This is a genomic window from Streptomyces longispororuber, from assembly GCF_014656095.1.
GTDB classification, from domain to species: Bacteria; Actinomycetota; Actinomycetes; order Streptomycetales; family Streptomycetaceae; genus Streptomyces; species Streptomyces longispororuber.
The window spans coordinates 19,596-43,924 of record NZ_BNBT01000002.1 but is presented as its reverse complement, the minus strand read 5'-3'; the positions used below and the strand labels follow the sequence as shown (position 1 = coordinate 43,924).

Here is a 24,329-nt window from a genome sequence, read left to right as displayed (position 1 = left end):
GTAAGTCGCGGAATCATTACTTTCTGCAAGCTCGCGGGTTGCTGACGTCTTTCCACCGCTCCCCTGGATCGCTCGCCCCGGTCACGGCGGACCCACCGAGCCGACCGTGGCGTACGCGTCGGGGTGCGGAACCGACGGCCGGAAGCACTGACGGAGAGCGCGGCTGCCGGCCTGCCCCGTGAGCGGCCTCGATTTCCAGGACAGGTTGCACATGCACCACGACGAAGAGACGCCGAAGCCGGCACCCGGGGCGGCCCAGGGCGCGGGCGCGCCGGGGCGGCACGTCAGGACCGGCTCGGTGTTGGGCGAGTCGGCCGTCGGAGCCCCCTGCTGGGTCAGCCTCACGGTTCCGGACCTCGCCGCCGCACAGAGGTTCTACGGAGCCGTCATGGACTGGGAGTTCCGCCCGGCCCGGCTCGGCGAGCAGTTCTCCGTCGCCATGGCCCACGGCGACCCCGTCGCGGGGCTCGGCGCGGTGTCCTCGTCGCTCCAGGTCGCGGTGGCCTGGACGCCGTACTTCGCCGTCCTGGACGCGGACGAGACGGTGAGCCGGGTCAGGGAGCGCGGCGGGACGGTGGCGGTGGGGCCGATCCCGTTCCCCAACGGGCGCGCGGCGCTCTCCGCCGACCGCAACGGGGCGGGCTTCGGCATCTGGGAGGGCGAGATCCTCACGAGCTGGCGCAGCGACCTGCACACCGCACCGGCCTCCGTGCGCCTGCACACCGTCGACGCCTTCGACGCCGCCATCTTCTACGGCGAGGTCCTCGACTGGGCCTGCGGGCGCCCGGAGTGCTGCGAGGTGGAGTACCAGCAGGAGGAAGTGGTGCTCCTCAGGGCCGGGCGGCCGGCTGCCCGGCTCGGCTCGGGCGCCGTCGAGGCCGACCCCGACCCGGCGGTCCGGCCGCACTGGCAGGTCCACTTCGCCGTCCGGGACGTCGAGGCCAGCGTCCGCGCGGCGCGGGACCACGGCGGCCGGGTGATCGAGGAGCACCTCGACGCACGGCCCGCCTGGGCCACGCTGCGGGACCCCGACGGCGGCCACTTCCGGGTCGTCGCGCGGGAGCAGGGGCGGTAGTGGCCCCCCTGGGCGGCGGTAGGTGCCGCCGGGCCGGTAGGCGCAGCCCGGGCCGTCGGGGGCAGCAGGGCAGCCGGGGTCGACAGGGCGCGCGGCGGTGGTCGGGGCAGCCGCAGCGCGGGGACAGCGGCGGCGGCCGGGGGTCCGAAGGCGGGAGCGGGCGGCACCCCGGGCCCCGGAAGCGGCGGCACCCCGGGCCCCGGGAGCCGCCCCGTACGGCCCCTTCCGGCATGCCGCCAGGTGTCGGCTGTGGCAGCTTGGGCACGCGGTCCGCACAGCACACGAGCTCTTCCGGAAGGTCATCCACGCCATGGGCAGCGACATTCCCGACGGCGGAGCGGGCGGCGGGGGCACGGCACCGCCGGTCCCGCACCGTTCCGCGACGACGCTCCGCGTCAACGGCGACACCCGCACCCTCGATCTGGACCACCGCCGCGTCCTGCTGGACGTCCTGCGCGAGGACCTGGATCTCACCGGCGCCAAGAAGGGCTGCGACCACGGCCAGTGCGGCGCCTGCACGGTCCTCGTCGACGGGCGCCGCGTCAACAGTTGCCTGCTGCTCGCGGTGGCCCTTGACGGCTGCGAGGTCACGACCGTCGAGGGGCTCACGGGCGAGGGGTCCGTGGGGGAGGGGTCCGCGGGGCTTCCGGGACAAGGCGCCGCAGGCGGGGAGCTGACCGGCCGAGGTCTCACGGACGCGGAGTTCACGGGCCAAGGTCTCGCCGACGAGGCCCCCACCGGCGAGCGGTGCGCGGACCGCGGCGGGGAGTTGCACCCCGTGCAGCGGGCCTTCCTCGACCGGGACGCCTTCCAGTGCGGCTACTGCACCCCCGGGCAGATCTGTTCGGCCGTCGGCGTCCTCGCCGAGGCCGCGGCCGGCCACCCCTCGCACGTCACGCCGCCCGCCGCGCCCCCGGGCCGGCCCGTCCCGCTGACCCCGGAGGAGATCCGCGAGCGGCTCAGCGGCAACCTGTGCCGCTGCGGCGCCTACCCCCGCATCGTCGAAGCCGTGCGGGACGTGGCCCGATGAAGCCCTTCGCCTACGTACGGGCCGCGGACGTCGACGAGGCGACGCGGGCCTTCGCGGCCCACCCCGGAGCCCGCTACCTCGGCGGCGGCACCAACCTCGTCGACCTCATGAAACTGGGGGTGGAGCAGCCCTCCGCCCTGATCGACGTCAGCCGCCTGCCCCTGGACGCGGTCGAGGAACGGGACGACGGCTCCCTGCGCGTGGGCGCCGCGGTGCGCAACAGCGACCTCGCGGCGCACCCCCTCGTCCGCGACCGCTACCCCGTGCTGTCGCAGGCGCTGCTCGCCGGCGCCTCCGGACAACTGCGCAACGCCGCCACCACCGGCGGCAACCTGCTGCAGCGCACCCGGTGCCCGTACTTCCAGGACCTGTCCAAGCCGTGCAACAAGCGCGCCCCGGGCAGCGGCTGCGGGGCCCTGGACGGCGTGCACCGGGACCACGCCGTCCTCGGCCACAGCGAGCACTGCGTGGCCACCCACCCCTCGGACATGGCCGTGGCGCTCGCCGCCCTGGACGCGCGCGTGGAACTCCACGGCGAGCAGGGGCCGCGCGACGTCCCCGTGGGGGCCTTCCACCGGCTGCCCGGGGACCGCCCGGAGCAGGACACCGTCATCCGCCCCGGCGAGCTGATCACGTCCGTGGTGCTGCCCGCCGCGCGCGCCGGTCTGCCCTCGGCCTACCGCAAGGCCCGGGACCGGGCCTCGTACGCGTTCGCCCTCGCCTCCGTGGCGGTGGTGCTGCGCGTCTCCGAGGGCACGGTCGCCGACGTCGGCATCGCCTTCGGTGCCCTCGCCCACCGGCCCTGGCGCGCCGAACGGGCCGAGGAGGCGCTGCGCGGCGGGCCCGCCACCCCGGCCGCCTTCGCCCGCGCCGTCGACCTGGAGCTCGCCGCGGCCCGGCCGCTGCGGGACAACGCCTACAAGGTGCCGCTGGCCCGCAACATCGCCGTCGACGTCCTGACCCGGCTCGCGCCGGGCGCCGCGACCTGACCGAGGGGGCTGGAAACCGCCATGTCGCACGAGGACTCCCCGCTCGGCGCCGGCCGGGCCCTGGGCGCTCCCGCCGAGCGCCGCGAAGGACACCTGAAGGTCACCGGCCGCGCCCGCTACGCCGCCGAACACCCCATGCCGGAGCGGGCGCACGCCTGGCCCGTGCCCGCCACGGTCGCCCGCGGCCGGGTCACCGCCGTCGACGTCGAGGAGGCCCTGCGGCTGCCCGGCGTCCTCACCGTCCTGACCCACGAGAACGCGCCGCGCGTCGCCGAGCCCGACGACCCCACGCTCGCCGTCCTCCAGGACCCGCGGGTGCCGCACCGCGGCTGGTACGTCGCCCTCGTGGTGGCCGAGACCCTGGAGGCCGCGCGCGCCGCCGCGGCGGCCGTACGCGTCGAGTACGCCGTCGAGGACCACGACGTCACCCTGACGGCGGACCACCCCGAGGCGTACGAGCCCGAGAACGTCAACGGCGAGCACCCCACCCGCCGCGAACACGGCCGGCCCGGCGGCGCTGACGCGGCGGCCCGCGTCGACGTCGTCTACGAGGTGCCACCGCTGCACAACCACCCCATGGAGCCGCACGCCAGCACCGCGCACTGGGACCAGGGGCACTTGACCGTGTACTGCTCCAGCCAGGGCGGTACGACCGTGCGCGACACGCTCGCCGCCCTGTTCGAGATGGACGGCGAGCACATCACCGTCATCGCCGAGCACGTCGGGGGCGGCTTCGGTTCGAAGGGCACGCCGCGGCCCGACGTGGTGCTCGCCGCGATGGCGGCACGCGTCTCCGGCCGCCCCGTCACCGTGGCCTTCCCCCGCAGCCACCTGGCCGCCGTCGTCGGTCACCGGGCGCCCACCCTGCACCGGGTCGGCCTCGCCGCGGCGGCCGACGGCCGGCTGACGTCGCTGTCCCACGAGATCACCACGCACACCTCGCGCGTCAAGGAGTTCGTCGAGCAGGCCGCGGTGCCCGCGCGCGTCATGTACGGCGCGCCGCACCACCTCACCGTGCACCGCGTGGTGCGCCTCGACGTGCCCACGCCGTCGTGGATGCGGGCCCCGGGGGAGGCGCCGGGCATGTACGCCCTGGAGTCCGCCGTGGACGAGCTCGCCACCGCCCTCGGCAGGGACCCGGTGGAGCTGCGGATCGTCAACGAGCCGGAGCGCGAACCGGACAGCGGCAAGCCCTTCAGCAGCCGCCACGTCGTGGACTGCCTGCGCGAGGGCGCCCGGCGGTTCGGCTGGGACGCGCGCGACTCCCGGCCCCGCTCCCGCGCGGAGGGGCCCCTCCTCATCGGGACGGGCGTGGCCTCGGCCACGTACCCCGTGCTGGTGTCGCCGTCCACCGCGCAGGCACGGGCGCTGCCCGACGGCGGCTTCGTCGTACGGGTGAACGCCACCGACATCGGCACCGGCGCCCGCACCGTGCTCGCCCAGGTGGCGGCCGACGCCCTCGGCGTGCCCCTGGCGCGGGTGCGTACCGAGGTGGGCAGCAGCGACCTGCCGGCGGCCCCGCTCGCGGGCGGCTCCTCGGGCACCGCCTCCTGGGGCTGGGCCGTGCACCAGGCGTGCACCGCGCTGGCGGCGAAGCTCGCCGACCACCCCGGGTCGCTGCCCGACGAGGGCATCAGTGCCGACGCCGACACCACCGGCACGGCCGACGCGGACAGCCCCTACGCCCGCCACGCCTTCGGCGCGCACTTCGCCGAGGTGGCCGTCGACACCGTCACCGGCGAGGTCCGCGTCCGGCGGCTGCTCGGCGTCTACGCGGCCGGGCGCATCCTCAACGCCCGCACCGCCCGCTCCCAGTTCGTCGGCGGCATGGTCATGGGCCTCGGCATGGCCCTCACCGAGCACAGCACCATGGACGCCGCCTTCGGCGACTTCGCGGAGTCGGACCTGGCCTCGTACCACGTGCCCGCGCACGCCGACGTGAGCGGCGTCGAGGCGCACTGGATCGAGGAGGACGACCCGCACCTCAACCCGATGGGCAGCAAGGGCGTCGGGGAGATCGGGATCGTCGGGAGCGCCGCCGCCATCGGCAACGCGGTGTACCACGCCACCGGAGTCCGCTTCCGGGCGCTGCCGCTGACCCCCGACAAGGTGCTGACCGCTCTGACCGGCTGACGTCCGCCGGGGCCCGGTCGGTGCCGGGTCCTGCGGTGTGATTCCGGTTACGTACGGCGTCCGGTGCGGCGTGCTGAGGGGTGTCCCGGGCGGTGTCCCGATGATGTGCCGCGCAAGGAATGCGAATTGCGCCGTTTGCGGACGGATGTCCCGGCAACTAGATGGCTGAGGTCGTCAACGACCGACGAAGCGAAGGGCAGGAGCGCGGCGGCGCCGCGACACCGGACCACCGGCCGGGGCGCCGCGGTGACGCCCGGGATGCGCACCCCGCACACCGCCCCTAGCGTGACCAACGGCTGTGCATACGCCACCTAAGGAGTAACCGTGGACGAGAACACGAAGAACAAGGCAGCGGGCAAGGCCAAGGAGATGCTCGGCAAGGTCACCGGCAACGACCGGATGAAGACCGAGGGCAAGACGGACCAGGCCAAGGGCAAGGTCGGCGGCGCCGCCGACGACGCGCGCGCCAAGGCCGAGGGCGTCCGCGACTCCCTGCGCGACGACGACCGCTGACCGCGCGACCCCCTGCGCCGTCCCACCCGCGGGTGGGACGGCGCACGCGCGCCCGGGGGCCGATCCCCGGACGCGGACGGCGGAGTGCCGGAGGGAACCAGGTGGCCCACCGGAGCGTGCGGGCCGGATGCGGAATGGGATGTGCATGGTCGACCAGTGGCAGCGACGCGACGAACCCGCGGCCCAGGGCCCGGCGGCCCGGGCCTGGCAGTGGTGGCGGCGGGCCTGGGGAACCGAGGGGCACGAGCGCCACACGCTGCTGTTCCTCCTCAAGAGCACCGTGGCCGCGACGGTCGCCTGGGTGATCGCCCGCGACGTGCTGCACGCGCGGTCACCGGCGTTCGCGCCGTTCTCCGCCGTACTGATCATGCAGGTGACGGTGTACCAGGCGCTCCTCAACGCGCTGCGCTACATCGTCGCCGTCACCGCGGGCGTGGCGGTGCAGGCGGCCCTCGGCTTCCTGGCCGGCCCCGACCTGCTCACGTTCGCCCTCGTGACCGTGCTGGCGCTGGCCATCGGCCTGTGGCCGGGCCTGGGGCCGCAGGGTTCGCAGGTGGCGACGGCCGCGTTCTTCGCCTTCTCCACCTACGTGACGGTCCCCGGCAGCCTCGACAAGGTCACCCACCTCGGGCAGATCATCCTGTTGGTGCTCATCGGCTGCGGCATCGGGGTGGTGGTCAACATGACGGTGGTGCCGCCGCTGCGCTACCGCAGCGCGGAGTACGCGATCCACATCCTGTCCGGGGCGCTGTGCGACCTCGTCAGTGACATGTACCCGGCGATGCGGCACGGCGAGATGGACCAGGAGCGCCGCCGCCACTGGCGCAACCGGGCCGAGCAGACCGGCGACCTGATCCGGCAGGCCCAGGACGGGCTGCGCACCGCGCGGGAGAGCGCCTACTACAACCCCCGCAGCCGCCTGGGGCGCCACCGCGTCCGGCCGAGCTTCGACGGGTACGGCGCCGTCCTCGCGGCACTGGAGCGCACGCTGTACCAGGCCGCCTCGCTGACCCGCAGCCTCGACACCTGGCAGCAGGACGCGAGCGCCGAGGACCGCCGGCTGCTGCACGACTACGCCGACTTCCTGGAGTCCATCTCCCGCATCACCCAGGTGCTCCGGACGCTCGACGAGGACGCGCTGCACCGGCAGAGCCGCGAGCTGTGCGAGCTCGTCCAGGAGGCGCACGAACGCCGTCGGCGGCTGACCGGGCGCGCCGAGGAGGCCGGGCTGCCGCTCGGCGACCCGGGCCTGCCCTACGGGGTGCTCCTGGTGGAGGCCGCGCGCCTGATGGACGAGCTGCAGAACGTCTGCGACGTGCTGGAGCACTACGTCGAGCAGTGACCGGGCCCCGTCCGGCCCGGCGCCCGTCCGGCCCGGCGGGTTTGAGGACGTGCGGGCCGGTCACCTGTAGGCCGATGCGCGGATCACCCCAGTGGCCCGGCCGGCCCCGCCCCAGGGCCACCCGGGGCGGGCACGACAGGGCCCGCGGGCCGCTCTCGTCAGGCGGACAGGCCCCGCGTCGCGCTACCGTCGGAAAGGAGGCCCGGCAGGCCCCCGAAGGCCGCTCCGCACCCCCGCCGCGCGCCCGGCGCCCGCGGAGCCGCCGCCCACGCGAACAGCATCGAGGTGCTCGACCCGCACGGCTCCCCGCCCGTGCCCGGCGGCCGCGCCGCCCCCGGCCCGTGCGCCCACCCCCGGTAATCCTGGGCCGCAACCCCTGGCCTGGGCCCCAACCCCTTACGTCTCAGTCCCTGAGCCTCAACCCCTGAGTCTCAGTCCCTGAGCCTCCGAGTCTCGAAGAGAGGATGCGTCGCCTCATGCACGTGTTGTCCTTGGTCTGCTCCCTCAGCCCCTCGCCGACGCCGTCCAGCAGTCACCTGCTGTCGGACCAGGTCATGGAGGAGTTCAAGAAGCTGGGTGCCACGGGTGAGACGATCCGGGTCGCCGACCACGACGTCCGCCCCGGCGTCGAGATCGACATGGGCGGGCAGGACGCCTGGCCCGCCCTGCGCGAGAAGGTCCTCCGGGCGGACATCCTGCTGCTCGCCACGCCGATCTGGCTCGGCCACCCCTCCAGCATCTGCCAGCGCGTCCTCGAACGGCTGGACGCGGAGCTGTCGGAGACCGACGACCAGGGGCGCCTGCTCACCTACGGGAAGGCGGCGGCGGTGGTCGTCGTCGGCAACGAGGACGGGGCGCACAAGGTCAGCGCCGACCTGTTCCAGGGCCTCAACGACGTCGGCTTCTCCCTGGCGCCCGGCGCCGTGACGTACTGGGTCGGCGAGGCGCAGCACGGCACCGACTACAAGGACCTCGACGCCACGCCCGACGAGGTGGCGGCCACCACCCGCACCCTCGCCGCCAACACCTACCACCTCGCCGAGCTGCTGGCCGAGCGGCCCTACCCGCCCTCGTGACCCGCCGCCCCGGCCCCCGCCCCGGGCATGGTCCCGGCCCGGCGGGAGACCCGGGGCCGTACGACTTCCCGGTACGAGCCACCCACAGGAGGCACTGATGCGAGCACTGACCTGGCACGGCAAGCGGGACGTGCGCGTCGACACCGTTCCCGACCCCGTGATCAAGGAGCCGACCGACATCGTCGTACGGACGACGTCCACCGGTATCTGCGGCTCCGACCTGCATCTGTACGAGGTCCTCGGGCCCTACCTCGATCCGGGCGACATCCTGGGGCACGAGCCGATGGGCATCGTCGAGGAGATCGGTCCGGGCGTCACCGAACTGGCGGTCGGCGACCGCGTCGTGGTGCCCTTCAACGTCAGTTGCGGCACCTGCTACATGTGCGGCCTCGGCCTGCACTCGCAGTGCGAGACCACCCAGGTCAAGGAGCGGGGGACCGGCGCCTCCCTGTTCGGCTACACCAAGCTGTACGGCCAGGTCCCCGGCGGCCAGGCCGAGTACCTGCGCGTCCCGTTCGGCAACACCCTGCCCATCAAGGTGCCGGAGGGCCCGCCGGACGACCGGTACGTCTACCTGTCCGACGTGCTGCCCACCGCCTGGCAGGCCGTCGACTACGCGAACATCCCGCCCGGCGGCACCGTCACCGTCCTCGGGCTCGGCCCCATCGGTGCCATGGCGGCCCGGATCGCGCTGCACCAGGGCGCGAGCCTGGTCGTCGGCGTCGACCTGGTGCCCGACCGGCTGAGCCGGGCGAGCCGGGACGGGGTCAAGGCCCTCGACCTGCGGCGGCACGGCAAGGACATCGGGGACGCGATCCGCGAGCTGACGCAGGGGCGCGGCACGGACGCGGTGATCGACGCGGTGGGCATGGAGGCGCACGGGGCGCCGGTGGCGAAGGCCGCGCAGTGGGGCGTGGGCCTGCTGCCCGACGCCCTGGCGGAGAAGCTCATGGAGCGCGTCGGCGTCGACCGGCTCAACGCGCTCTACGCCGCCATCGACATCGTGCGCCGCGGCGGCACCGTCTCGCTGTCCGGCGTCTACGGCGGGGCCGCCGACCCGATGCCGCTGCTCACGATGTTCGACAAGCAGATCCAGCTCCGCATGGGCCAGGCCAACGTGTGGCGCTGGGTGGACGACATCCTGCCGCTGCTCACGGACGACGACCCGCTCGGCGTGGACGACTTCGCGACGCACCGCCTGCCCCTGGAGGAGGGCCCGGAGGCGTACCGGACGTTCCAGGCCAAGGAGGACGGGATGATCAAGACGCTGCTGCAGCCGTGACACCCGCCGCGACCCCCTCCGTGCCGGTGCCGGTGCCGGTCCTGTACGAACGTGCGGCGGACGCGTACGACCGGCGCGGCGACTGAGGCACCGTGTCGCGCTGCCGTCGGCGGGTACGCGCGTCTCCACGCGGGCCGCGCCCCGCGGGTGGCGCTACGCGGGTCGCCTCACGCAGGTGGCGCCGCGCAGGTCGCGTCACGCCGGGCGTCCCGAGCGGCCCCGGCAGAGCCACGAACCACGAACGGAGACCGAGCGATGGAGAACATCCAGAACCCCCCGTCCCCCGGCAAGGACGGCCCGCCCGTGCCCAGGGACCTGCCCGACCAGCAGGCCTCGGACGAGCCGGACCCCTGGGACCTGGAGGAGGGCGCGGGCGAGCCGGACGCCGAGCGGGAGTCCGAGGGCACCTCGGGCCGGGGCGGCCGGAACGAAGGCGAGGCGGACGGCGAGGACGTGCCCGAGACGGACGAGGCAGGCACCGGCAGGGCCGGTCAGGGCGAGGCCCCGCGGTCCCGGCCGGCGTCGGGCAGCGACGACCCGGAGCCGGAGGAACCCACGGCCTGACGGCGGGAGGAGCCGACGGCCCGGCCCCGGGCGGACGCGTGAGCCAGGATGTGCGGGACGGCCTCGCGCAGGCCGGTGAAGTGCCGGTGCACGCCCTTGACCGCGACCGCGGCGTTCACGCCCCACACCGTCATCCCGGCGCGCAGCCCGGCCTCCACGCCGGACGGCGCGTCCTCGACGACCAGGCAGTCCTCCGGCGCGGCGCCCAGCCGCGCGGCGGCCAGCAGGTAGGGCGCGGGGGACGGCTTGCCCTCCTCGACCGCGGCGGCGTCCACGACGACCTCGGGCACCGGCAGCCCCGTCCGCAGGAAGCGGCCGCGGACCCGGTGCTCGTAGTTCGAGGTCACCAACGCCCAGGCGCCCGCGGGTAGTTCGCGCAGCAGGCGCGCCGCGCCGTCGAAGGCCGCGTAGTGGCCGGACCGGACGTCCTCGTCCTCCAGCGCGTGCAGCAGGGCCAGGCACGCGCGGGGGTCGCGGTCCGCGGCGACCTGCGCGAAGGTCTCCACGGGGCGGGTGCGCAGCGCGACCCGGTGGACCTCATCGACGTCGAGGCCGTACCGCTCCGCCCATGTCGCCCAGACCCGGCGCTGGTTGGCCACCGCGTCGATCAACGTCCCGTCGACGTCGAACAGGACGTACGTGCCGTGCGCGGGGCCGCCCGTGCGTGCGAGTGCGTCAGTCACGCGCTGATCATGCCAGTCGGAGAACAGGGCAGGACAGGTGCGGTCTTGGGCGGAACGTCCCTGGGAGTACCTGGGAGTACGGGGAGCCCGGGGGCGGGCGCGGCCGACGCGATCCGGACACTGCCGCGGGCGCGCGGCGGCGTGTGCTTCCGTGCGCTCCTCCGCCACGTGCCCGTGCAGGGTGGACGATGGAGCGTCAGCGGAGTCCGCCCGAGAGGAACGACAGGCCATGGCCAAGAGCGCCGGGAGCGCCGGGAGCAAGGACAGCCTCGCGAGCGACACCCCGTGGGAGCGGGCCGTCGTGGTCGGGGGAGGGTACGCCGGGCTTGTCACCGCGCGGGTCCTGGCCGACCACTTCGCCGAGGTCCTCGTCCTGGAGCGCGACCCGGTCGGCCCGGACACCGGCGTGCACCCGCACGTCCCGCAGGGCTACCACGCCCACGCGCTGCTCGCCCGGGGCGGCGACGTCCTGGAACGGCTCTTCCCCGGCCTCCGGTCGGAGCTGGAGGAGCTGGGCGCCCCCGTCTTCGACTACGGCGAGCGCATCAGCTTCCTGCTGCCCACCGGCTACGCGCCCCGCGACCCGGTCGGCGTGCCCATCCAGACCTGCACCCGGGACGAGCTCGAACGGCAACTGCGGCAGCGGGTGTCGGCGCTGGCCCGGGTCCGGCTGCTGCCCGGCACCCGCTGCGAGACGGTCACGGGCAGCGGCCCCGGCCGCCTCGACCGCGTCCGCTACCGCGGGCCCGACGCCGACGGGCCGACCGAGGTCACCGCCGACCTGGTGGTCGACGCCTCCGGCCGCTCCACGTCCGTCGACCGCTGGCTCGGCGACGCGGGCCTGCCGGTGTCCGGCAAGGCCGTCGTCAAGGCGAAGATCACCTACACGTCCGCGTCCTACGCCCGCCCGCCGCGGGACAGCCAGGACTTCGACATCGCGTACCAGATGACCTTCGCGCCCGGCGTGCCGCGCGGCGGGGTGGTGCTCGCCGTGGAGCGGCACCGCTGGATGAGCTCGCTGTTCGGCTTCGAGCGGCACGTGCCGCCCGCCGACGACGACGGCTACCTCGACTTCGCCCGCTCCCTGGACAACCCGCGCCTCGCCGAACAGATCAAGAACGGCACCCGGGAAGGGGAGATCCACCGCTACACCAACCCCGGCAACGAGTGGCGGCTGCACCACAAGAACGCCCGCTGGCCCGAGCGGCTGCTCGCGGTCGGCGACGCGGTCTGCCTGTTCAACCCCGTGTACGGCCAGGGGCTCACCGTCGCCGTGCTCGAAGCGGAGCTGCTCGCCCGGCTGCTGCGCGAGCGCCGGGCCGGCACACGGGACCTCGACGGGCTCAGCCGGGCCTACCAGCGCGGCGCCGCCGCGCTCATCAAGGTGCCCTGGACCCTGGCCAGCAGCTCGGACCTCATGTGGGCACCCGGAGACGGCCAACCGCGCTCGGCGCGCTTCGCGCACTGGTACAACCGGCAGGTCCTCGCGGTCGCCGTCCACGACCCGGACGTGTGGGCCCGGTTCGTGCGGGTGCTGAACATGATGGCCCCGCCGTCGCTGCTGCTGCGCCCGTCCGTGATCGCCAAGGTGGCGCGCCGGTCCCTCACCCGCCGGCCGGGGTGAGGGCGCACGGCGGCCGGGCGCGTCAGAGGAGCAGGACGAGCGCGTAGACGAGGAAGAAGGCGGCCACCAGCACCACCATGCCGATGATCAGGGTGAGGGGTCCCTTGGCCCATCCTTTCGGCGGATTGTGCACCTCGCGGGGGCCCGCTCCCGGCATGCTGCTCTCCGCGGGCGGGGTCTCCCCGGGAGGGACGCTCCCACCGGCGTCCAGGCCTGTGGTGCTCTGCGGGTCCGGATCCGGGTTCGGTTCCGGGTTCGGATTCGTCGAAGAGGTCATGGGATATGAATCCCCCTAATCGTCGTATTGCTCACCTTCCGGGCTGAATGGGTGGGTGATCCCGGGCCGTGTGGAGGGGGCACCCGGGGAAACCCGTACGTCGTCCGCAGTCGAAACCCTGGAGGTCCCGTGACCGCGTCCACCCCTTCTTCCCCCCGAGTGGCCCTCATCACGGGCGCCGACTCCGGCATCGGGCGGGCCACCGCCGTCCGCCTCGCCGAGGCCGGGCTCGACATCGGGATCACCTGGCACGGCGACCACGAAGGCGCCGAGGAGACGGCCCGGGAGGTCGGCCGGCACGGCCGGCGCGCGGCCGTCGCCCAGATGGACCTGTCCCGCCCGGCGGAGGCGGCGCAGGTCATCGACGACCTCGCCGAAGAGCTCGGCCGGGTCGACGTCCTGGTCAACAACGCCGGCACCGGCACCGCCACCCCGTACCTCGACCTGACGCACGAGGACGTCCAGCACGTCATCGACGTCGACCTCGTCGGCCCGTTCCTGTGCGGCCAGCGCGCCGCGCGCCGCATGATCCGGCAGGGGAGCGGCGGCCGCATCGTGAACGTGACCTCGGTGCACGAGCACCAGCCCCGCGTGGGCGCGGCCCCCTACTGCGCCGCCAAGGGCGGCCTCGGCCTGCTCACCCAGGTGATGGCGCTCGAACTCGCGGAGCACGGCATCACCGTCAACTCCGTCGCGCCCGGCGAGATCGCCACCCCCATGACCGGGCAGGAGGACACGGACGTGCACAAGGAGCAGCGCCCCGGGATCCCGCTCGGCCGCCCGGGTGACGCCCGTGAGATCGCCGCCGTCATCGCCTTCCTCGCCGGTCCCGACGCGTCGTACGTCACGGGCGCGTCCTGGGTCGCGGACGGCGGCATGCTGCGCATGGGGCCGCAGGCCGGCTCGCACCTCCGGAGCGACGAGTGGCGGCGCCCCTGAGCCCGGCCGCAGGAACGGGGCCGGGGGCGGGCCGGGGGAGCGGGGCGGGAGGTGCGGGGTCGGGGGAGTGCGGCCGGGGGCGCGGGACCAGGGGCGCTGAGCCGGAGGCGGCGGTGGCCGGGGCGGGGTGCCCGTGTCAGATGTCGTGACCCCGGGCCCTGAGCCACCGGTGCACGGCCTCCTTGTCGGCCACGGTCACGCGGGTGTGTCCCTCCCGCACGGGCCCCTCGTCCTCGTTGAAGGCCGTGTCCGTGACGCGGGCCGTGGCCCAGTCGGCCAGCTCTCGCGCCGCGTCGGCGGACAGGCGGCCTTCCCGCCACGCCTGCTCCGCGTGGTCCGCCGCTCGCGGCGCGTGCTCCGCCGCCTCCGCGAGCCACGCCGGGACCAGCCGTTCGACGACCTGCTGGTCCGAGGGGGTGTGCGTCGGTGCCGGGGTGGATTCCGTCATGGCTGTCGAGTCACCACCTTTCCGAAGGTGAAGCCGACGCGCGGAATCAGCCCAGGCCACCGCCGCCGAAGCTGCTGTTCCTGCCTTTCCTGTGGTCGGCCTCGTCCTGGGAGGGGCTGGGGTGCGTGCTCGACGTGCCGTACCCCTCCTTGAGCTCGTGCGGGGTGAGCCAGCCCCCGTCGTGCGGCACTTCGTCCGCGTCGCGGTACTCCCGGATCTCCCTGACGGGGCCGTCGGGCGGCAGCTTCGGCTGCTCCTCCGGGGTGGGCCGCCTGGACTCGCGTGCCTGGACCCGGCGCCCCCAGATGAACGCGCCGATGAGGACCGCGACCACGACCAGTCCGGCGATCCACATGAAGAGGTGGGTCGTGTGGGTGACGGCCAGTTCCCATTCCGTTGCTTCCATAAAAGGGATGTACCCGTCTGTGTCGGAAAAATAGCGAAAAATTAGGTATGGGGATGTGTCGGGCGGGAGAGCAGTGGCGCGAGGTCAGGGGGCTTCTTCATCGGGGTGGGCACGCTTGTCCAGCTTCCAGTACTCACCCGCGCACCCCGACGGCAGCGGCGGGAACCGGTGCCCCTTCACGTCGGTGCTCCAGTGGTGCTCCCCGCCGCAGTCGCACTCGTAGATCCCGCTGGAGGGCACGACCTCGCCGGGATGCCACGTCGTCTTGTCCTCGCTCATGGACCCAGGTCTACGCCGCCGCCCCCGGCCCCGCCACCCGGGCGCGGGTCGGAGGGCTCAGTCCTTCAGGCCGTAGAAGTGGATCGGCGTGTTCGGCTCGAAACCGATGCGGGGGTAGACCGGCGCCCCGGCCGCCGTCGCGTGCAGCGTGGCGCGGGTCAGGCCGGTGGCCCGGCCGCCCTCGTACAGCGCCTTGCGCGTCACCGCCTCACCGTAGCCCCGCCGCTCCCACCGCGGATCCGTGGCGACGAGCACCACGAACAGGCGGCCGTCCGTCTCCACCGTCGCGGCACAGGTCACCGGGACCCCGTCCCGCACCCCGAGGTACGCGTACACCTGGCTCGTCCACAGCGCGGACCCGACGAGCCCGTCGCGGCCGTCCTCCAGCGGGAAGCCGTAGGCGCGCGCGTTGAGGTCCGCGTACGCCCGCACCTGCTCGTCCGTGGTCACGCGGACGAACGTCAGCTCGGGGTGGGACGGCTCGGGCAGGGGCAGGAGGTCCCCGGCCATGCCGGTGCCGGGGAAGGCGTACGTGAAGCCCGCCTTCTCGGCGGCCGACCGGGCGCCCGCGCGCGCCTCGGGATCGAGCAGGTCCTCGAAGAGCCACAGGAAACCGGGGTGCTCCTTGGCGCGCATGATCTCCGCCGCCTCGCCCAGGCGCTGTGCGAGCAGTCCCGCGTCCGCGTCGGCCTCGGTCAGTGTCACGCAGTTCCAGAAGGCGAACCGGCAGTCGGCCCAGCGGACCGCGATGCCCGGCAGGTCCCGCACATCGGCGGCCGCGTCGCGGTCGAGCACCAGGGCCCGCCAGCCGACGGCGAGCTGCTCCATCGATTCGACCGCCTCGGCACGTCCCGCCATCAGAGCCTCCTGTGAGGTGCAGCTCGAAGAATCCCCTTGAGTAAATCCCTCCCTTTGTAAGCCACTTCGCGAACGCGCCGCTCACTTATGGACATGTCGGCCGCGGGGTGGCGGGAGGTGGCTCGTTCCGGTGAAAGCCGGGCGCGGTGCGGCGCTGTGCGTTTCCTTTGCCGTGCCGCGCCGCCACGGTGACCCTCTGCCGACCGTGGGGCCGGGCGCGGCCCCGTGCGGACCTCCGCCGCGGCTGGGCGGCCATGCCGACGTGCTGGAGCGAGGGGAGTCGCAGCGTGCTGAGCCGGATGCCGGGGAGATCGAGGAAGGGCGCCCCGTGGAGGCGTCACCGGACGGCGGCGCGGGCGGACCGGCTCGCGCCACCCTTCGACGGCCTGTCGGACACCCGCGGCGGCGCGTACGGGCCGGCCGAGGGCGGGGAGCCGGCCGCGTGAGGCCCGTGAGCGTGCCCCTCGCGCCGGGCCCCGGCGCGCGCCGGGGCCCGGCGGCGGGCGTCATGTGTCTGGGCCTGTTCATGCTGGGCGTGGACCTCACGGTGCTCAACGTCGCCGTGCCGCAGTTGCGCGACGGCCTCGGCGCCAGCACGGCACAGGTGCAGTGGATCGTCGACGGCTACGCCCTGGTGCTCGGAGGCACGGTGCTGGCCGTCGGCGCGCTCACCGACCGGTGGGGACGCAGGCGCTGCTTCGTCCTCGGCGTCACCGCCTGCGCACTGGCCTCGGTCCACGGGGCCGTGGCCGAGGAGCCCTGGCAGGTGGCGCTGGCCCGCTGCGGAATGGGCGCGGGCGCCGCGCTGCTGATGCCCGCCACGCTCGGGGTGCTGCACGGCCTGTTCCCGGAGCCGGAGCTGCGCCGCCGGGCGATCGCCGCGTGGGCCGCCGTCGGGGGCCTGGGCGGGCTGAGCGGCCCGGTCGTCGGCGGCTGGGTGGTCGAGCACTCCTCGTGGCGGGCCGCCTTCTGGATCAACCTGCCGCTGGCCGTGGTGATCGTCGCGGCCGCGCTGCTGGTCGTACCGGAGTCCCACGGCCGCCGCGACGCGACGTTCGACCTCGTCGGCGCCGCGCTGTCCACGGGCGGGCTGCTCGTCCTCGTGTGGGCCGTCATCCAGGCCCCGCACGCCGGCTGGACGAGCCTCACGGTGGCCGGGGCGCTCGTCCTGGGCGGAGCGCTGCTCGCCGGGTTCGTCGGCTGGGAGAAGCGGACGCCCGCGCCGATACTGCCGCTGGAGCTGCTGGCGCGCCCCGGGGTGGGGTGGGCCGCGACCGCGCTGGCCCTGATGTCGTTCGCCCTGTTCGGCGCGCTGTTCGTGCTGACCCTGTACCTCCAGGGCGTACTGAGGTACAGCCCCTCGGCGGCCGGGGTGCGGACGCTGCCGCTGCCCGGCGGTCTCGCCCTCGGGGCGGCCGCGGCGGTGCTCACCCAGCGCCGGTGGGGCGTCAAGGCGACGGTCGTCACCGGCCTGCTCGTGGTCGCGGCGTCCTTCGTCGTCTGGACGACCACCACGGACACCTCGGGGTACGCGCGGTGCGCCCTGTTCCAGGTGATCGCCGGACTCGGCGCCGGACTGGTCGCCGCCGCCGGTACGGAGTCCGTGATGGACTCCGTACCCACCGAGCGGGCCGGCCTTGGCTCGTCCGTCAACGACGCCACCCGCCAGGTGGGCTCCGCGCTCGGCGTGGCCGTCCAGGGCAGCCTGCTCTCGTCCGTGTTCACGTCGCTGTTCGTCGACGCGCCGGCCGGGCTCCAGGCCCCGCGTGGGGTCACCGAAGCCGCCCGGCACAGCCTGCCGGCCGTCCCGGACGAGGCGGCCGGGCTGCCGCCCGCGCTGCGCCTCGCGGTCCTCGGCGAGGCCCGGCACGCCTTCGTCCAGGCCATGACGGCGACGGCGGCCCTCGCCGGTGCCGTCACCCTGCTGACCGCCGTGGCCGTCGCCCGCTGGCTGCCGTCGGCCGCGGGGCGGGGCACGGGCGGTGCCCCGGTTCAGCCGGTCCGGTCCGAGGCGGGCCAGACGTAGGGCAGGTCGTCGGGGACGCCGGGGAACAGCGCCGCGTAGATCTCGGGGTCCTTGCGCCGCAGGGCCGACTGGTGGCTGCGGTGGAAGGCGGGGTCGCCCAGCCACGGGGGCAGCTCGCCGTCCGCGGCCAGTTCCTCCTGCGTACGGACGCCGCCGTCGGGCCGGTGGGCGGTGAAGTCGGTCAGCAGCGTGGTGGCGCAGGTGTCCGCCCGGCCGGTGGCCGTCCAGACGCCGCAGATGTCCAGGCCGTAGCGGACGAGGGCCTCCTCGTAGCCGGTCCACATGCGGACCGCCGGGTGGTTCCGCCAGCCGTACCCGGGCACCGTGAGACCGCGCAGCACCTGCAGGGCCTCGACCCGCTGCTTGCCCAGGCGCCGCGCGTCGAGCGCGGCGGCGGACGCGGTGAAGTCCGGGAAGGGCAGGAACGTCTGCATGGGCATCCTGGTGTGACGGGGCGCCGCGCCCACTGCGGGCACCCGGCCCGGAGCCGGGCACGACGCGCGGCGGACGGAACGCCCCGGCCGGAACAGTGGTACCGGGGCGGGTGGTGGCCGGGGCCCGGCCGGGGTGGTGGTCGTGCGGCCAAGGGGTGGTGGCCGTGCCCCGGTCCGGACGGTGGTCGTACGGTGACCGACCGGACGGTGGTCGTACGGTGACCGACCGGACGGTGGTCGTACGACCGGGGAGTGGTGCCCGAGCCCCCGCCCGGACGGCCGCCGTACGGCCGGAGGCGACGGCCCGTGCCCCGGCCGGGACGGTGGTCGTACGGCCGGGGCACGGGGTCGGGGACGGGGACAGCGGGCGGGCCGGGGAGGGGCCTGCTCAGGCGGCGGTGAACCGCTCCCAGGCGCGGTGCTTGCCCATCAGGCCGGTGAGCTCGGCCAGCGCGGCCGTGCCGGAGTCGGCGACCACCACGCCCGGCGCGGCGGCGGGCACGCCGGAGGCCTCCAGGAACGCCTCGCCGCCGCTCCACGCGCCGATGGCCTTGCCGTGCCGGTACGCCTCCGACACCAGCAGCGCGACGCGCGGGTCGCCGGCCTCCCGTGTCGGGAGCGTGGGGAGCGCTTTGGCGTCCCGGGCGCCGTGCGCGTCGGCGCCCGCGCTCGGGACCCCGGCGAGCAGGATCGCGTCGAACTCGACGGACCGCGCGGTGGCGAAGGTGCGCTGCACGGTCACCGTGCCGCCGCCCGAGCCCAGGACGCCGCCGGTCGGGGCGACGACCAGCGGGACCATGCCCGCGGTGAGGACCGCCTCGCGGACCGCGTCCACGCCCTCCAGGTCGCCGTCGGGGCCGGTGACGATGCCGATGATCCGGCCCTCCGTGGGCCAGGTGCGGCCCACCTGCGACAGGGCCGGGCTGGGCTCGACGTCGGCCAGGGGCACGGTCGGCTCGGGCGCGGGCAGGCCGAGGCCGGTGGCCACCTCGGCGCACAGGACCGGGTCGATGTTCGCCAGGACCTGCAGCGCCCGCTCCTTGACGGCCTGCTCGTAGCACTTGCCGAGTTCGAAGGTGTAGGCGGCGATGATGTGCTCCCGCTCGATCGGCGTCATGCTCAGCCAGAACCGCCGCGGCTGGCTGAAGTGGTCCGCGAACGACTCCGGCGCCTGCCGGACCTTCGTGGCCTCCGGCACGCGCACGGGCGCCTCGACGAACGCCCCGGTCTCGGCACCCGCGTGGAAGGGGCAGCCGCCGTCGAGCGAGTTGGGGCGGTAGGGCGCCACGCCCCGGTGCACGGCCGTCTGGTGCATGCCGTCGCGCTGCATGTCGTTGACGGGGGCGTGCGGGCGGTTGATCGGCAACTGCGGGAAGTTGGGCCCGCCGAGCCGGGTGATCTGGGTGTCCAGGTAGGAGAACAGGCGCCCGGCCAGCAGGGGGTCGTCGGTGACGTCGATGCCCGGGACCAGGTGGCCGACGTGGAAGGCGACCTGCTCGGTCTCGGCGAAGTAGTTCGACGGGTTGCGGTTCAGCGTCAGCAGGCCGACCGGCTGCACGGGGGCCAGCTCCTCGGGCACGAGGTTGGTCGGGTCCAGCAGGTCGATGCCCTCGAAGGTCTGGTCGGGGGTGTCGGGGAAGACCTGGATGCCCAGCTCCCACTGCGGGTACGCGCCGGCCTCGATGGCGTCGGCGAGGTCCCGGCGGTGGAAGTCCGGGTCGACGCCGTTGATGATCTGCGCCTCCTCCCACACCAGGGAGTGCACGCCCAGCTTGGGCTTCCAGTGGAACTTCACCAGCGTCGTCTCACCCGCGGCGTTGACCAGCCGGAACGTGTGGACGCCGAAGCCCTCCATCATCCGGTACGAGCGCGGGATGCCGCGGTCGGACATGTTCCACAGCGTGTGGTGCGCCGCCTCGGAGTGCAGGGTGACGAAGTCCCAGAACGTGTCGTGCGCGCTCTGCGCCTGCGGGATCTCCCGGTCCGGGTGCGGCTTGCCCGCGTGGATGACGTCCGGGAACTTGATGGCGTCCTGGATGAAGAAGACCGGGATGTTGTTGCCCACCAGGTCGAAGACGCCCTCGCTGGTGTAGAACTTGGTCGCGAAGCCCCGGGTGTCGCGCACCGTGTCGGACGAGCCGCGCGAGCCGAGGACCGTGGAGAACCGCACGAACACCGGCGTCTCCTCGTCCTCGGCGAGGAAGGCGGCCTTGGTGACCTCGGCGGCCGTGCCGTAGCTCTGGAACACGCCGTGCGCGGCCGCGCCCCGGGCGTGGACCACGCGCTCCGGGATGCGCTCGTGGTCGAAGTGCATGACCTTCTCGCGCAGATGGTGGTCCTGCAGCAGGACCGGCCCCCGCGGCCCCGCCTTGAGCGAGTGGTCGGTGTCGTACAGGCGGGTGCCCTGAGCGGTCGTCAGGTAGGCGCCCGACTGGGCCATCCGGGCCTGCTCGACGCCGGTCGGCTGGCCGGTGGGCGACACGGTGTCCGGGCCGCTCTGGTCCGGCTTCGGCGGCAGCGGCTCGCGCGGCTCCGTCGGCTCCGCCACCGTGGGGGACTCCGGCCCGGGCTTGCCCGGAATCCTGTCCTGCGTGCCGCCGTCGCCCTGCAGGCCGTCGGCGATCTTCTGGGCTGCCCGCTTGAGGGGGTTGGCCTCACTCATCGAGGACGCTTCCTTCGTCTCTGGCCGGCCGCCGTCGTGGTGGCCGGGCGTAGGGATGCCGCTGCACGGGGAGGAGTGGAGCGCCATACCTGCATGTGTCTGTGTGTGTTCGTATGTGTCGTTGTACGTCTTCGTATGCCTGGGTATGGGTTTCCGTCGCTGTCAACGTCTCACGGGGTGGTGGGCCCCGCACCGCTCGCGCGTCGACGGAGTGACCCGGTGCGCCGCCCGGGTGCGGGTCGGCTGCCCGCTCCATGTACCCCGTCAACGGGGAACATTCGCGCGCGGCTCGAACGGCGTCCCGGGGGTCGGCGCGCGGTGGCCCGCGGAACCCTCGGTGCTGCCCTGAAAGCGCAGTATGCGGCTTTTCGCGCTAGAAAGGAGGCTGCTGCGTGTCCTTGTGTGTGCCCGTAGGGCGCCAGCCTGAGAACGGGATGAGTGAGGAGAGAGCATGCGGCTGTCTTTTCTGGGACCGCTTTTCGAGCGCCCCGGCCCGTGGGCCACCGTCTACTTCGACGTCGCCCAGAACGACGAGGCCGGCGCGAAGCGGCGGGAGCTGTCGGTGCAGGACGCGTGCCGGACGCTGGAGGGGCAGGGCGCGGACGCGCCGACCACGCGAGCGGTGCGCGAGGCCCTGGCGGCCGTCGGCCCCGCCGAGGACCCGGCCGGCCGCGTGGTCTTCGCCGCCGGCGGGGAAGTGGTGCTCAGCCACCGTCTCTCCCGGCCGCCGCAGCGGCAGATCGCCTGCTGGGCGCCGCTGCCCCGGCTGACGCCGCTGGTGGAGCTGGCGGGCCAGGACCCGGTGTGCCTGGTGGCGTACATCGACCGGACCGGCGCGGACTTCGAGTTGCGCGGGGCGGCGGGGCCGCGGGACGCCGGGCAGGTGGAGGGGCGGCAGTGGCCGGTCCACCGGGCGGCCACCTCCGACTGGTCCGAGCGGCACTTCCAGCTCAAGGTCGAGAACACCTGGGACCACAACGCCGGTGAGATCGCCGAGGCGCTGGCCTCGGCGTACGAGGAGTCGGGCGCCGACATGATCGTGCTCGTCGGCGACCCCCGGGAGCGGCCCGCCGTACGGGAGCGACTGCCGGAGGACCTGCGGGACGTGACGGCGGAGACGGAGCACGGCGGGCGCGCCGCGGGCTCCTCCTCCGCCGCGCTGGAGGAGGCCGTCGAGCGGGCCAGGGAGCAGCACACCCGGCGGCGCCTCGACGAGGCGCTCGACCGGTTCCGCGCCGGGCGCGCGGACAACGGCCCCGGGGACGCGGTGGAGGGCGTGCCCGCGCTGGTGGAGGCGGCCCAGGGGCACCGCATCGACACGCTGCTCATCCGGCCCGACGGCGCGGACCTGGCCAAGGAGACGTGGGTCGGCGGCGAGCCCGACCAGGTGGCCGTGCGCCGCACCGACGCGCAGACCCTGAGCGAGGGCGGCGAGGCGACACCGGTGCGCGCCGACGACGCGCTGCTGCGGGCGGCCGCCGCGACCGCCGCCGACGTCCTGCTCGTTCCCGCCGCGGACGGGGACGGCACGGACGTCCCGTCCGGCGGTCTCGGCGCCCTGCTGCGCTGGACGTACGAACAGGCACCCGTCTAGCGGCGTCGGCCGCCCGGGGCGCGGAGGGGCGGGACCGCGCCTGGCGGTCCCGCCCTCGGGCGGCGGAGGGACGGCGTCTCAGCCGGTGTTCCCGGGGCGTTCGCCCTTCGGGCCCCGGCCGCGCTCGGTGCGCGGCCCGTCGCTCTGCCAGTGGGGGTCCCGCTGCAAGGACGTGTTCGCGGCGTCGTTGGCGTCCTGGTCGGAGATCCCCGACCGCTCCGCCTCCTTGCGGAGCCTGGCCCGCTTGGTGTCGTACTTCTTGCTGCCGGGCTGGGGCACGACAATCACCTCCTCCAGCGGGGTTCCCCCGCCCTCCAGCGCCACAAACGAACAAAACATATAAATTCGGGCACGCTGCCTCGATGGCGGCGCGGGTGTCCGCCCGGTCCGGTGGCGACGGGGGTGGGGAGCGCGGACGATGGTGGGGCGGGCGGGGACCACGACCGCGACACGGAAGGGCCGAGTGCCATGGCGAACCCCCAGCAGCCGGAGATGCGGCGCAGCGACAAGGGAGCGAGCACTCCCCAGGACAGCCGGGAGCTCAAGGCGTCACAGGAGAGCAGGCGCGGCTCCCGGGCCCACGGCACGGACCGCGGTGGCAAGGGCGGCGGCGAAGGGGGCGGCACGCCGCCCGCGCAGCGCCCCGACCACCCGAGCTGACCACCTGGGCCGAGCCGACCACCTGGGCCTAGTGATCAGGGCTGAGGTGATCTCCCGAACCGAGGCGGTACGCGTACGCGCTACGAGCCCGGCGCGTCGGACCTTCCGGCGAACCGGGCGAGGTAGGCCTCGGCCCCGGCGGGGTCCAGCAGCCACGGGCCGTAGGACGGCGGATCGGCGTAGCCGTTGGCGAAGCGGTGGGCGACCTCCGGCTCGTCGAAGGCGGTTTCCAGGACCCGGCGCGCGTGGTCGGGCTGCGGCTCGCGCAGCATGAACTCGGTGAAGGCGTGCGTGTGCCGGGCGCCGTCCCAGTACGCGGCGAAGGTCCGCCGCATCCACGCCTCGTCGAAGGGCAGTTCGCCGCGCTCCCGGATGGCGGCGAGGTAACTGCTCGCCGCGCGGGCGGCGTTGTTGGCGCCTTGGCCGGTGATCGGGTCGTGGACGGCGACGGCGTCCGCGAGGCCGAGCACGGCCCGGTCGCCCACGCGCGCCACCGGGCGGCGGACCGCCGGGGTGATGCCGCCGTACAGGGCGGCCCCCGCGTCGGTGGGCACGGCGTCGCGGAACCGCTCGTACTCCCACGGCGCGTACGTCCGCAGCAGCCCGAGGGCGCGCCGCAGGCCGTCAGCGGCGGAGGGCCGGTCGGCCCAGCAGTCGTACGCACCGCCCCACTTGCCCTCGAACAGCAGGATGTCGCACGGGCCGCCCACCGTCAGGGCGCGCAGGATGATGACGTCACCGGTCGTGGGCACCCCGGTGTTGCGGACGTACGCGGCGGCGGGGTCGGAGCCGTCGTGCGCGCCCCCGCGCACGTAGAAGCAGGCGAGTGTCCGCGCGGGCCGGTCGTGGCGGGGCCAGGAGGGGTCGGGGGCGAAGAGCGCGGACAGCTCGCCGCGCCCGGTCGCGAGCACGGTGAGCTCGTGGGCGGCGGCGAGGGCCCCCACGTCGGCGGGGCCGGCGGACCGGTACTCCGGGCGGCCGCCGCGCTCCTCGAACAGCTCCAGCCACGCCGCCAGCTTCACCCGCTGGTCCACGGAGCGCACCTCGTCGTCGAACCGTGCGGCGAACCGGCGCACCGGTGCCCGGGGTTCGGCCTCCGGCTCCCAGGTGCTGAGCTCGAACCCCGGCATCACGGGCGCCGTGTCGTCCCACAGCGCGAGCCCGGCCGCCCGTTCGAGGCGCAGGGCCGGGCCGAACATGAGCTGGGTCGAGGTGACCCGCCCGCCCCGGACCTCCTCGGGCCGCCGGTCGGCGACCAGCGTGACGTCGTACCCGGCGTCGAGCAGCCCGAGCGCCAATTGCAGCCCCGCCTGTCCGGCCCCCACGATCGCGATCCTGCGCACCTCGTCCTCCTTCCGCCTCCGGCCGCACCGGCCGGGCACGGTGCAGTCCTACCCGTGCGGGGCGTCGGGTCCCCGCGCCCGGACGGGCCCGC

General features: G+C 74.7%; 24 protein-coding genes. 14 read left to right on the top strand and 10 right to left on the bottom strand.

From position 1 onward, the window contains the following. Positions 1-211 precede the first annotated feature (211 nt). The 9 genes from IE330_RS00870 to IE330_RS00830 all read left to right on the top strand — a co-directional run bounded on the left by IE330_RS00870 (position 212) and on the right by IE330_RS00830 (position 10,004). Entirely contained in the window at positions 212-1,075 is an 864-nt protein-coding gene (locus IE330_RS00870) for a VOC family protein (protein WP_190133835.1), read from the top strand. A gap of 310 nt (positions 1,076-1,385) precedes the next feature. Further along, entirely contained in the window at positions 1,386-2,105 is a 720-nt protein-coding gene (locus IE330_RS00865) for a (2Fe-2S)-binding protein (protein ID WP_190133834.1), read from the top strand. Continuing rightward, complete coding sequence (locus IE330_RS00860; RefSeq protein WP_190133833.1) at positions 2,102-3,094, top strand: FAD binding domain-containing protein; 993 nt, start codon at positions 2,102-2,104, stop codon at positions 3,092-3,094. Before IE330_RS00865 ends, IE330_RS00860 begins: the two co-directional genes overlap by 4 nt. A gap of 21 nt (positions 3,095-3,115) precedes the next feature. Further along, positions 3,116-5,227: a xanthine dehydrogenase family protein molybdopterin-binding subunit gene (locus IE330_RS00855; protein WP_190133832.1), complete on the top strand. Its 2,112-nt coding sequence runs from the start codon at positions 3,116-3,118 to the stop codon at positions 5,225-5,227. Positions 5,228-5,551: 324 nt separating this feature from the next. Then, positions 5,552-5,740: a CsbD family protein gene (locus IE330_RS00850; protein WP_190133831.1), complete on the top strand. Its 189-nt coding sequence runs from the start codon at positions 5,552-5,554 to the stop codon at positions 5,738-5,740. Between the two features lie 145 nt (positions 5,741-5,885). Beyond that, positions 5,886-7,082 (top strand): FUSC family protein, encoded by a 1,197-nt coding sequence (locus tag IE330_RS00845; protein ID WP_190133830.1) that lies wholly within the window; start codon positions 5,886-5,888, stop codon positions 7,080-7,082. A 476-nt stretch (positions 7,083-7,558) separates the two neighbouring features. Next, positions 7,559-8,158 (top strand): flavodoxin family protein, encoded by a 600-nt coding sequence (locus IE330_RS00840; RefSeq protein WP_190133829.1) that lies wholly within the window; start codon positions 7,559-7,561, stop codon positions 8,156-8,158. Positions 8,159-8,255: 97 nt separating this feature from the next. Next, positions 8,256-9,440, top strand: a complete 1,185-nt coding sequence (locus IE330_RS00835) for a zinc-dependent alcohol dehydrogenase (RefSeq protein WP_190133828.1) — start codon at positions 8,256-8,258, stop codon at positions 9,438-9,440. Positions 9,441-9,695: 255 nt separating this feature from the next. Next, a complete protein-coding gene (locus tag IE330_RS00830; protein WP_190133827.1) occupies positions 9,696-10,004 on the top strand; it encodes a hypothetical protein in 309 nt (102 codons plus the stop codon). Here the strand turns inward: IE330_RS00830 and IE330_RS00825 are convergent. Further along, positions 9,932-10,687: an HAD family hydrolase gene (locus IE330_RS00825; RefSeq protein ID WP_190133826.1), complete on the bottom strand. Its 756-nt coding sequence runs from the start codon at positions 10,685-10,687 to the stop codon at positions 9,932-9,934. The genes IE330_RS00830 and IE330_RS00825 overlap by 73 nt on opposite strands. A 229-nt stretch (positions 10,688-10,916) precedes the next feature. Here IE330_RS00825 and IE330_RS00820 point away from each other — a divergent pair, with 229 nt between their 5' ends. Beyond that, entirely contained in the window at positions 10,917-12,311 is a 1,395-nt protein-coding gene (locus IE330_RS00820) for an FAD-dependent oxidoreductase (RefSeq protein WP_190133825.1), read from the top strand. Between the two features lie 22 nt (positions 12,312-12,333). Here IE330_RS00820 and IE330_RS00815 read toward each other — a convergent pair whose 3' ends face one another. Further along, a complete protein-coding gene (locus tag IE330_RS00815) occupies positions 12,334-12,588 on the bottom strand; it encodes a DUF6480 family protein (protein ID WP_190133824.1) in 255 nt (84 codons plus the stop codon). Positions 12,589-12,717: 129 nt separating this feature from the next. Here IE330_RS00815 and IE330_RS00810 point away from each other — a divergent pair, with 129 nt between their 5' ends. After that, on the top strand, positions 12,718-13,527 hold the full coding sequence (locus IE330_RS00810; RefSeq protein WP_190133823.1) for an SDR family oxidoreductase: 810 nt from the start codon (positions 12,718-12,720) through the stop codon (positions 13,525-13,527). Between the two features lie 136 nt (positions 13,528-13,663). Here IE330_RS00810 and IE330_RS00805 read toward each other — a convergent pair whose 3' ends face one another. The 4 genes from IE330_RS00805 to IE330_RS00790 form a co-directional block, all read right to left on the bottom strand. Then, positions 13,664-13,975 carry a hypothetical protein gene (locus IE330_RS00805; protein WP_190133822.1) on the bottom strand — a complete coding sequence of 104 codons (312 nt, stop codon included), beginning with the start codon at positions 13,973-13,975 and terminating at the stop codon, positions 13,664-13,666. A 46-nt stretch (positions 13,976-14,021) separates the two neighbouring features. Next, a complete protein-coding gene (locus IE330_RS00800) occupies positions 14,022-14,381 on the bottom strand; it encodes a DUF6479 family protein (RefSeq protein ID WP_190133821.1) in 360 nt (119 codons plus the stop codon). An 84-nt stretch (positions 14,382-14,465) separates the two neighbouring features. After that, a complete protein-coding gene (locus IE330_RS00795) occupies positions 14,466-14,660 on the bottom strand; it encodes a hypothetical protein (protein ID WP_190133820.1) in 195 nt (64 codons plus the stop codon). Positions 14,661-14,717: 57 nt separating this feature from the next. Beyond that, complete coding sequence (locus IE330_RS00790) at positions 14,718-15,518, bottom strand: GNAT family N-acetyltransferase (RefSeq protein ID WP_190133819.1); 801 nt, start codon at positions 15,516-15,518, stop codon at positions 14,718-14,720. Between the two features lie 442 nt (positions 15,519-15,960). Between IE330_RS00790 and IE330_RS00785 the strand changes: the two genes are divergently transcribed. Next, complete coding sequence (locus IE330_RS00785) at positions 15,961-17,544, top strand: MFS transporter (protein WP_229925243.1); 1,584 nt, start codon at positions 15,961-15,963, stop codon at positions 17,542-17,544. Here the strand turns inward: IE330_RS00785 and IE330_RS00780 are convergent. Continuing rightward, entirely contained in the window at positions 17,511-17,978 is a 468-nt protein-coding gene (locus IE330_RS00780; protein WP_190133818.1) for an MSMEG_6728 family protein, read from the bottom strand. The two genes, IE330_RS00785 and IE330_RS00780, sit on opposite strands and share 34 nt — an antisense overlap. 388 nt (positions 17,979-18,366) lie before the next feature. Beyond that, positions 18,367-20,640: a catalase gene (locus tag IE330_RS00775; protein ID WP_190133817.1), complete on the bottom strand. Its 2,274-nt coding sequence runs from the start codon at positions 20,638-20,640 to the stop codon at positions 18,367-18,369. A gap of 451 nt (positions 20,641-21,091) precedes the next feature. Here IE330_RS00775 and IE330_RS00770 point away from each other — a divergent pair, with 451 nt between their 5' ends. Continuing rightward, positions 21,092-22,234: a baeRF2 domain-containing protein gene (locus IE330_RS00770; protein WP_190133816.1), complete on the top strand. Its 1,143-nt coding sequence runs from the start codon at positions 21,092-21,094 to the stop codon at positions 22,232-22,234. A gap of 78 nt (positions 22,235-22,312) precedes the next feature. On the opposite strand, the gene IE330_RS00765 is transcribed toward IE330_RS00770, so the two are convergent. Further along, on the bottom strand, positions 22,313-22,513 hold the full coding sequence (locus IE330_RS00765) for a hypothetical protein (protein WP_190133815.1): 201 nt from the start codon (positions 22,511-22,513) through the stop codon (positions 22,313-22,315). Between the two features lie 189 nt (positions 22,514-22,702). Here IE330_RS00765 and IE330_RS00760 point away from each other — a divergent pair, with 189 nt between their 5' ends. Beyond that, entirely contained in the window at positions 22,703-22,894 is a 192-nt protein-coding gene (locus tag IE330_RS00760) for a hypothetical protein (protein ID WP_190133814.1), read from the top strand. A gap of 80 nt (positions 22,895-22,974) precedes the next feature. On the opposite strand, the gene IE330_RS00755 is transcribed toward IE330_RS00760, so the two are convergent. Continuing rightward, positions 22,975-24,237: a styrene monooxygenase/indole monooxygenase family protein gene (locus IE330_RS00755; RefSeq protein WP_190133813.1), complete on the bottom strand. Its 1,263-nt coding sequence runs from the start codon at positions 24,235-24,237 to the stop codon at positions 22,975-22,977. Between the last annotated feature and the right edge of the window lie 92 nt (positions 24,238-24,329).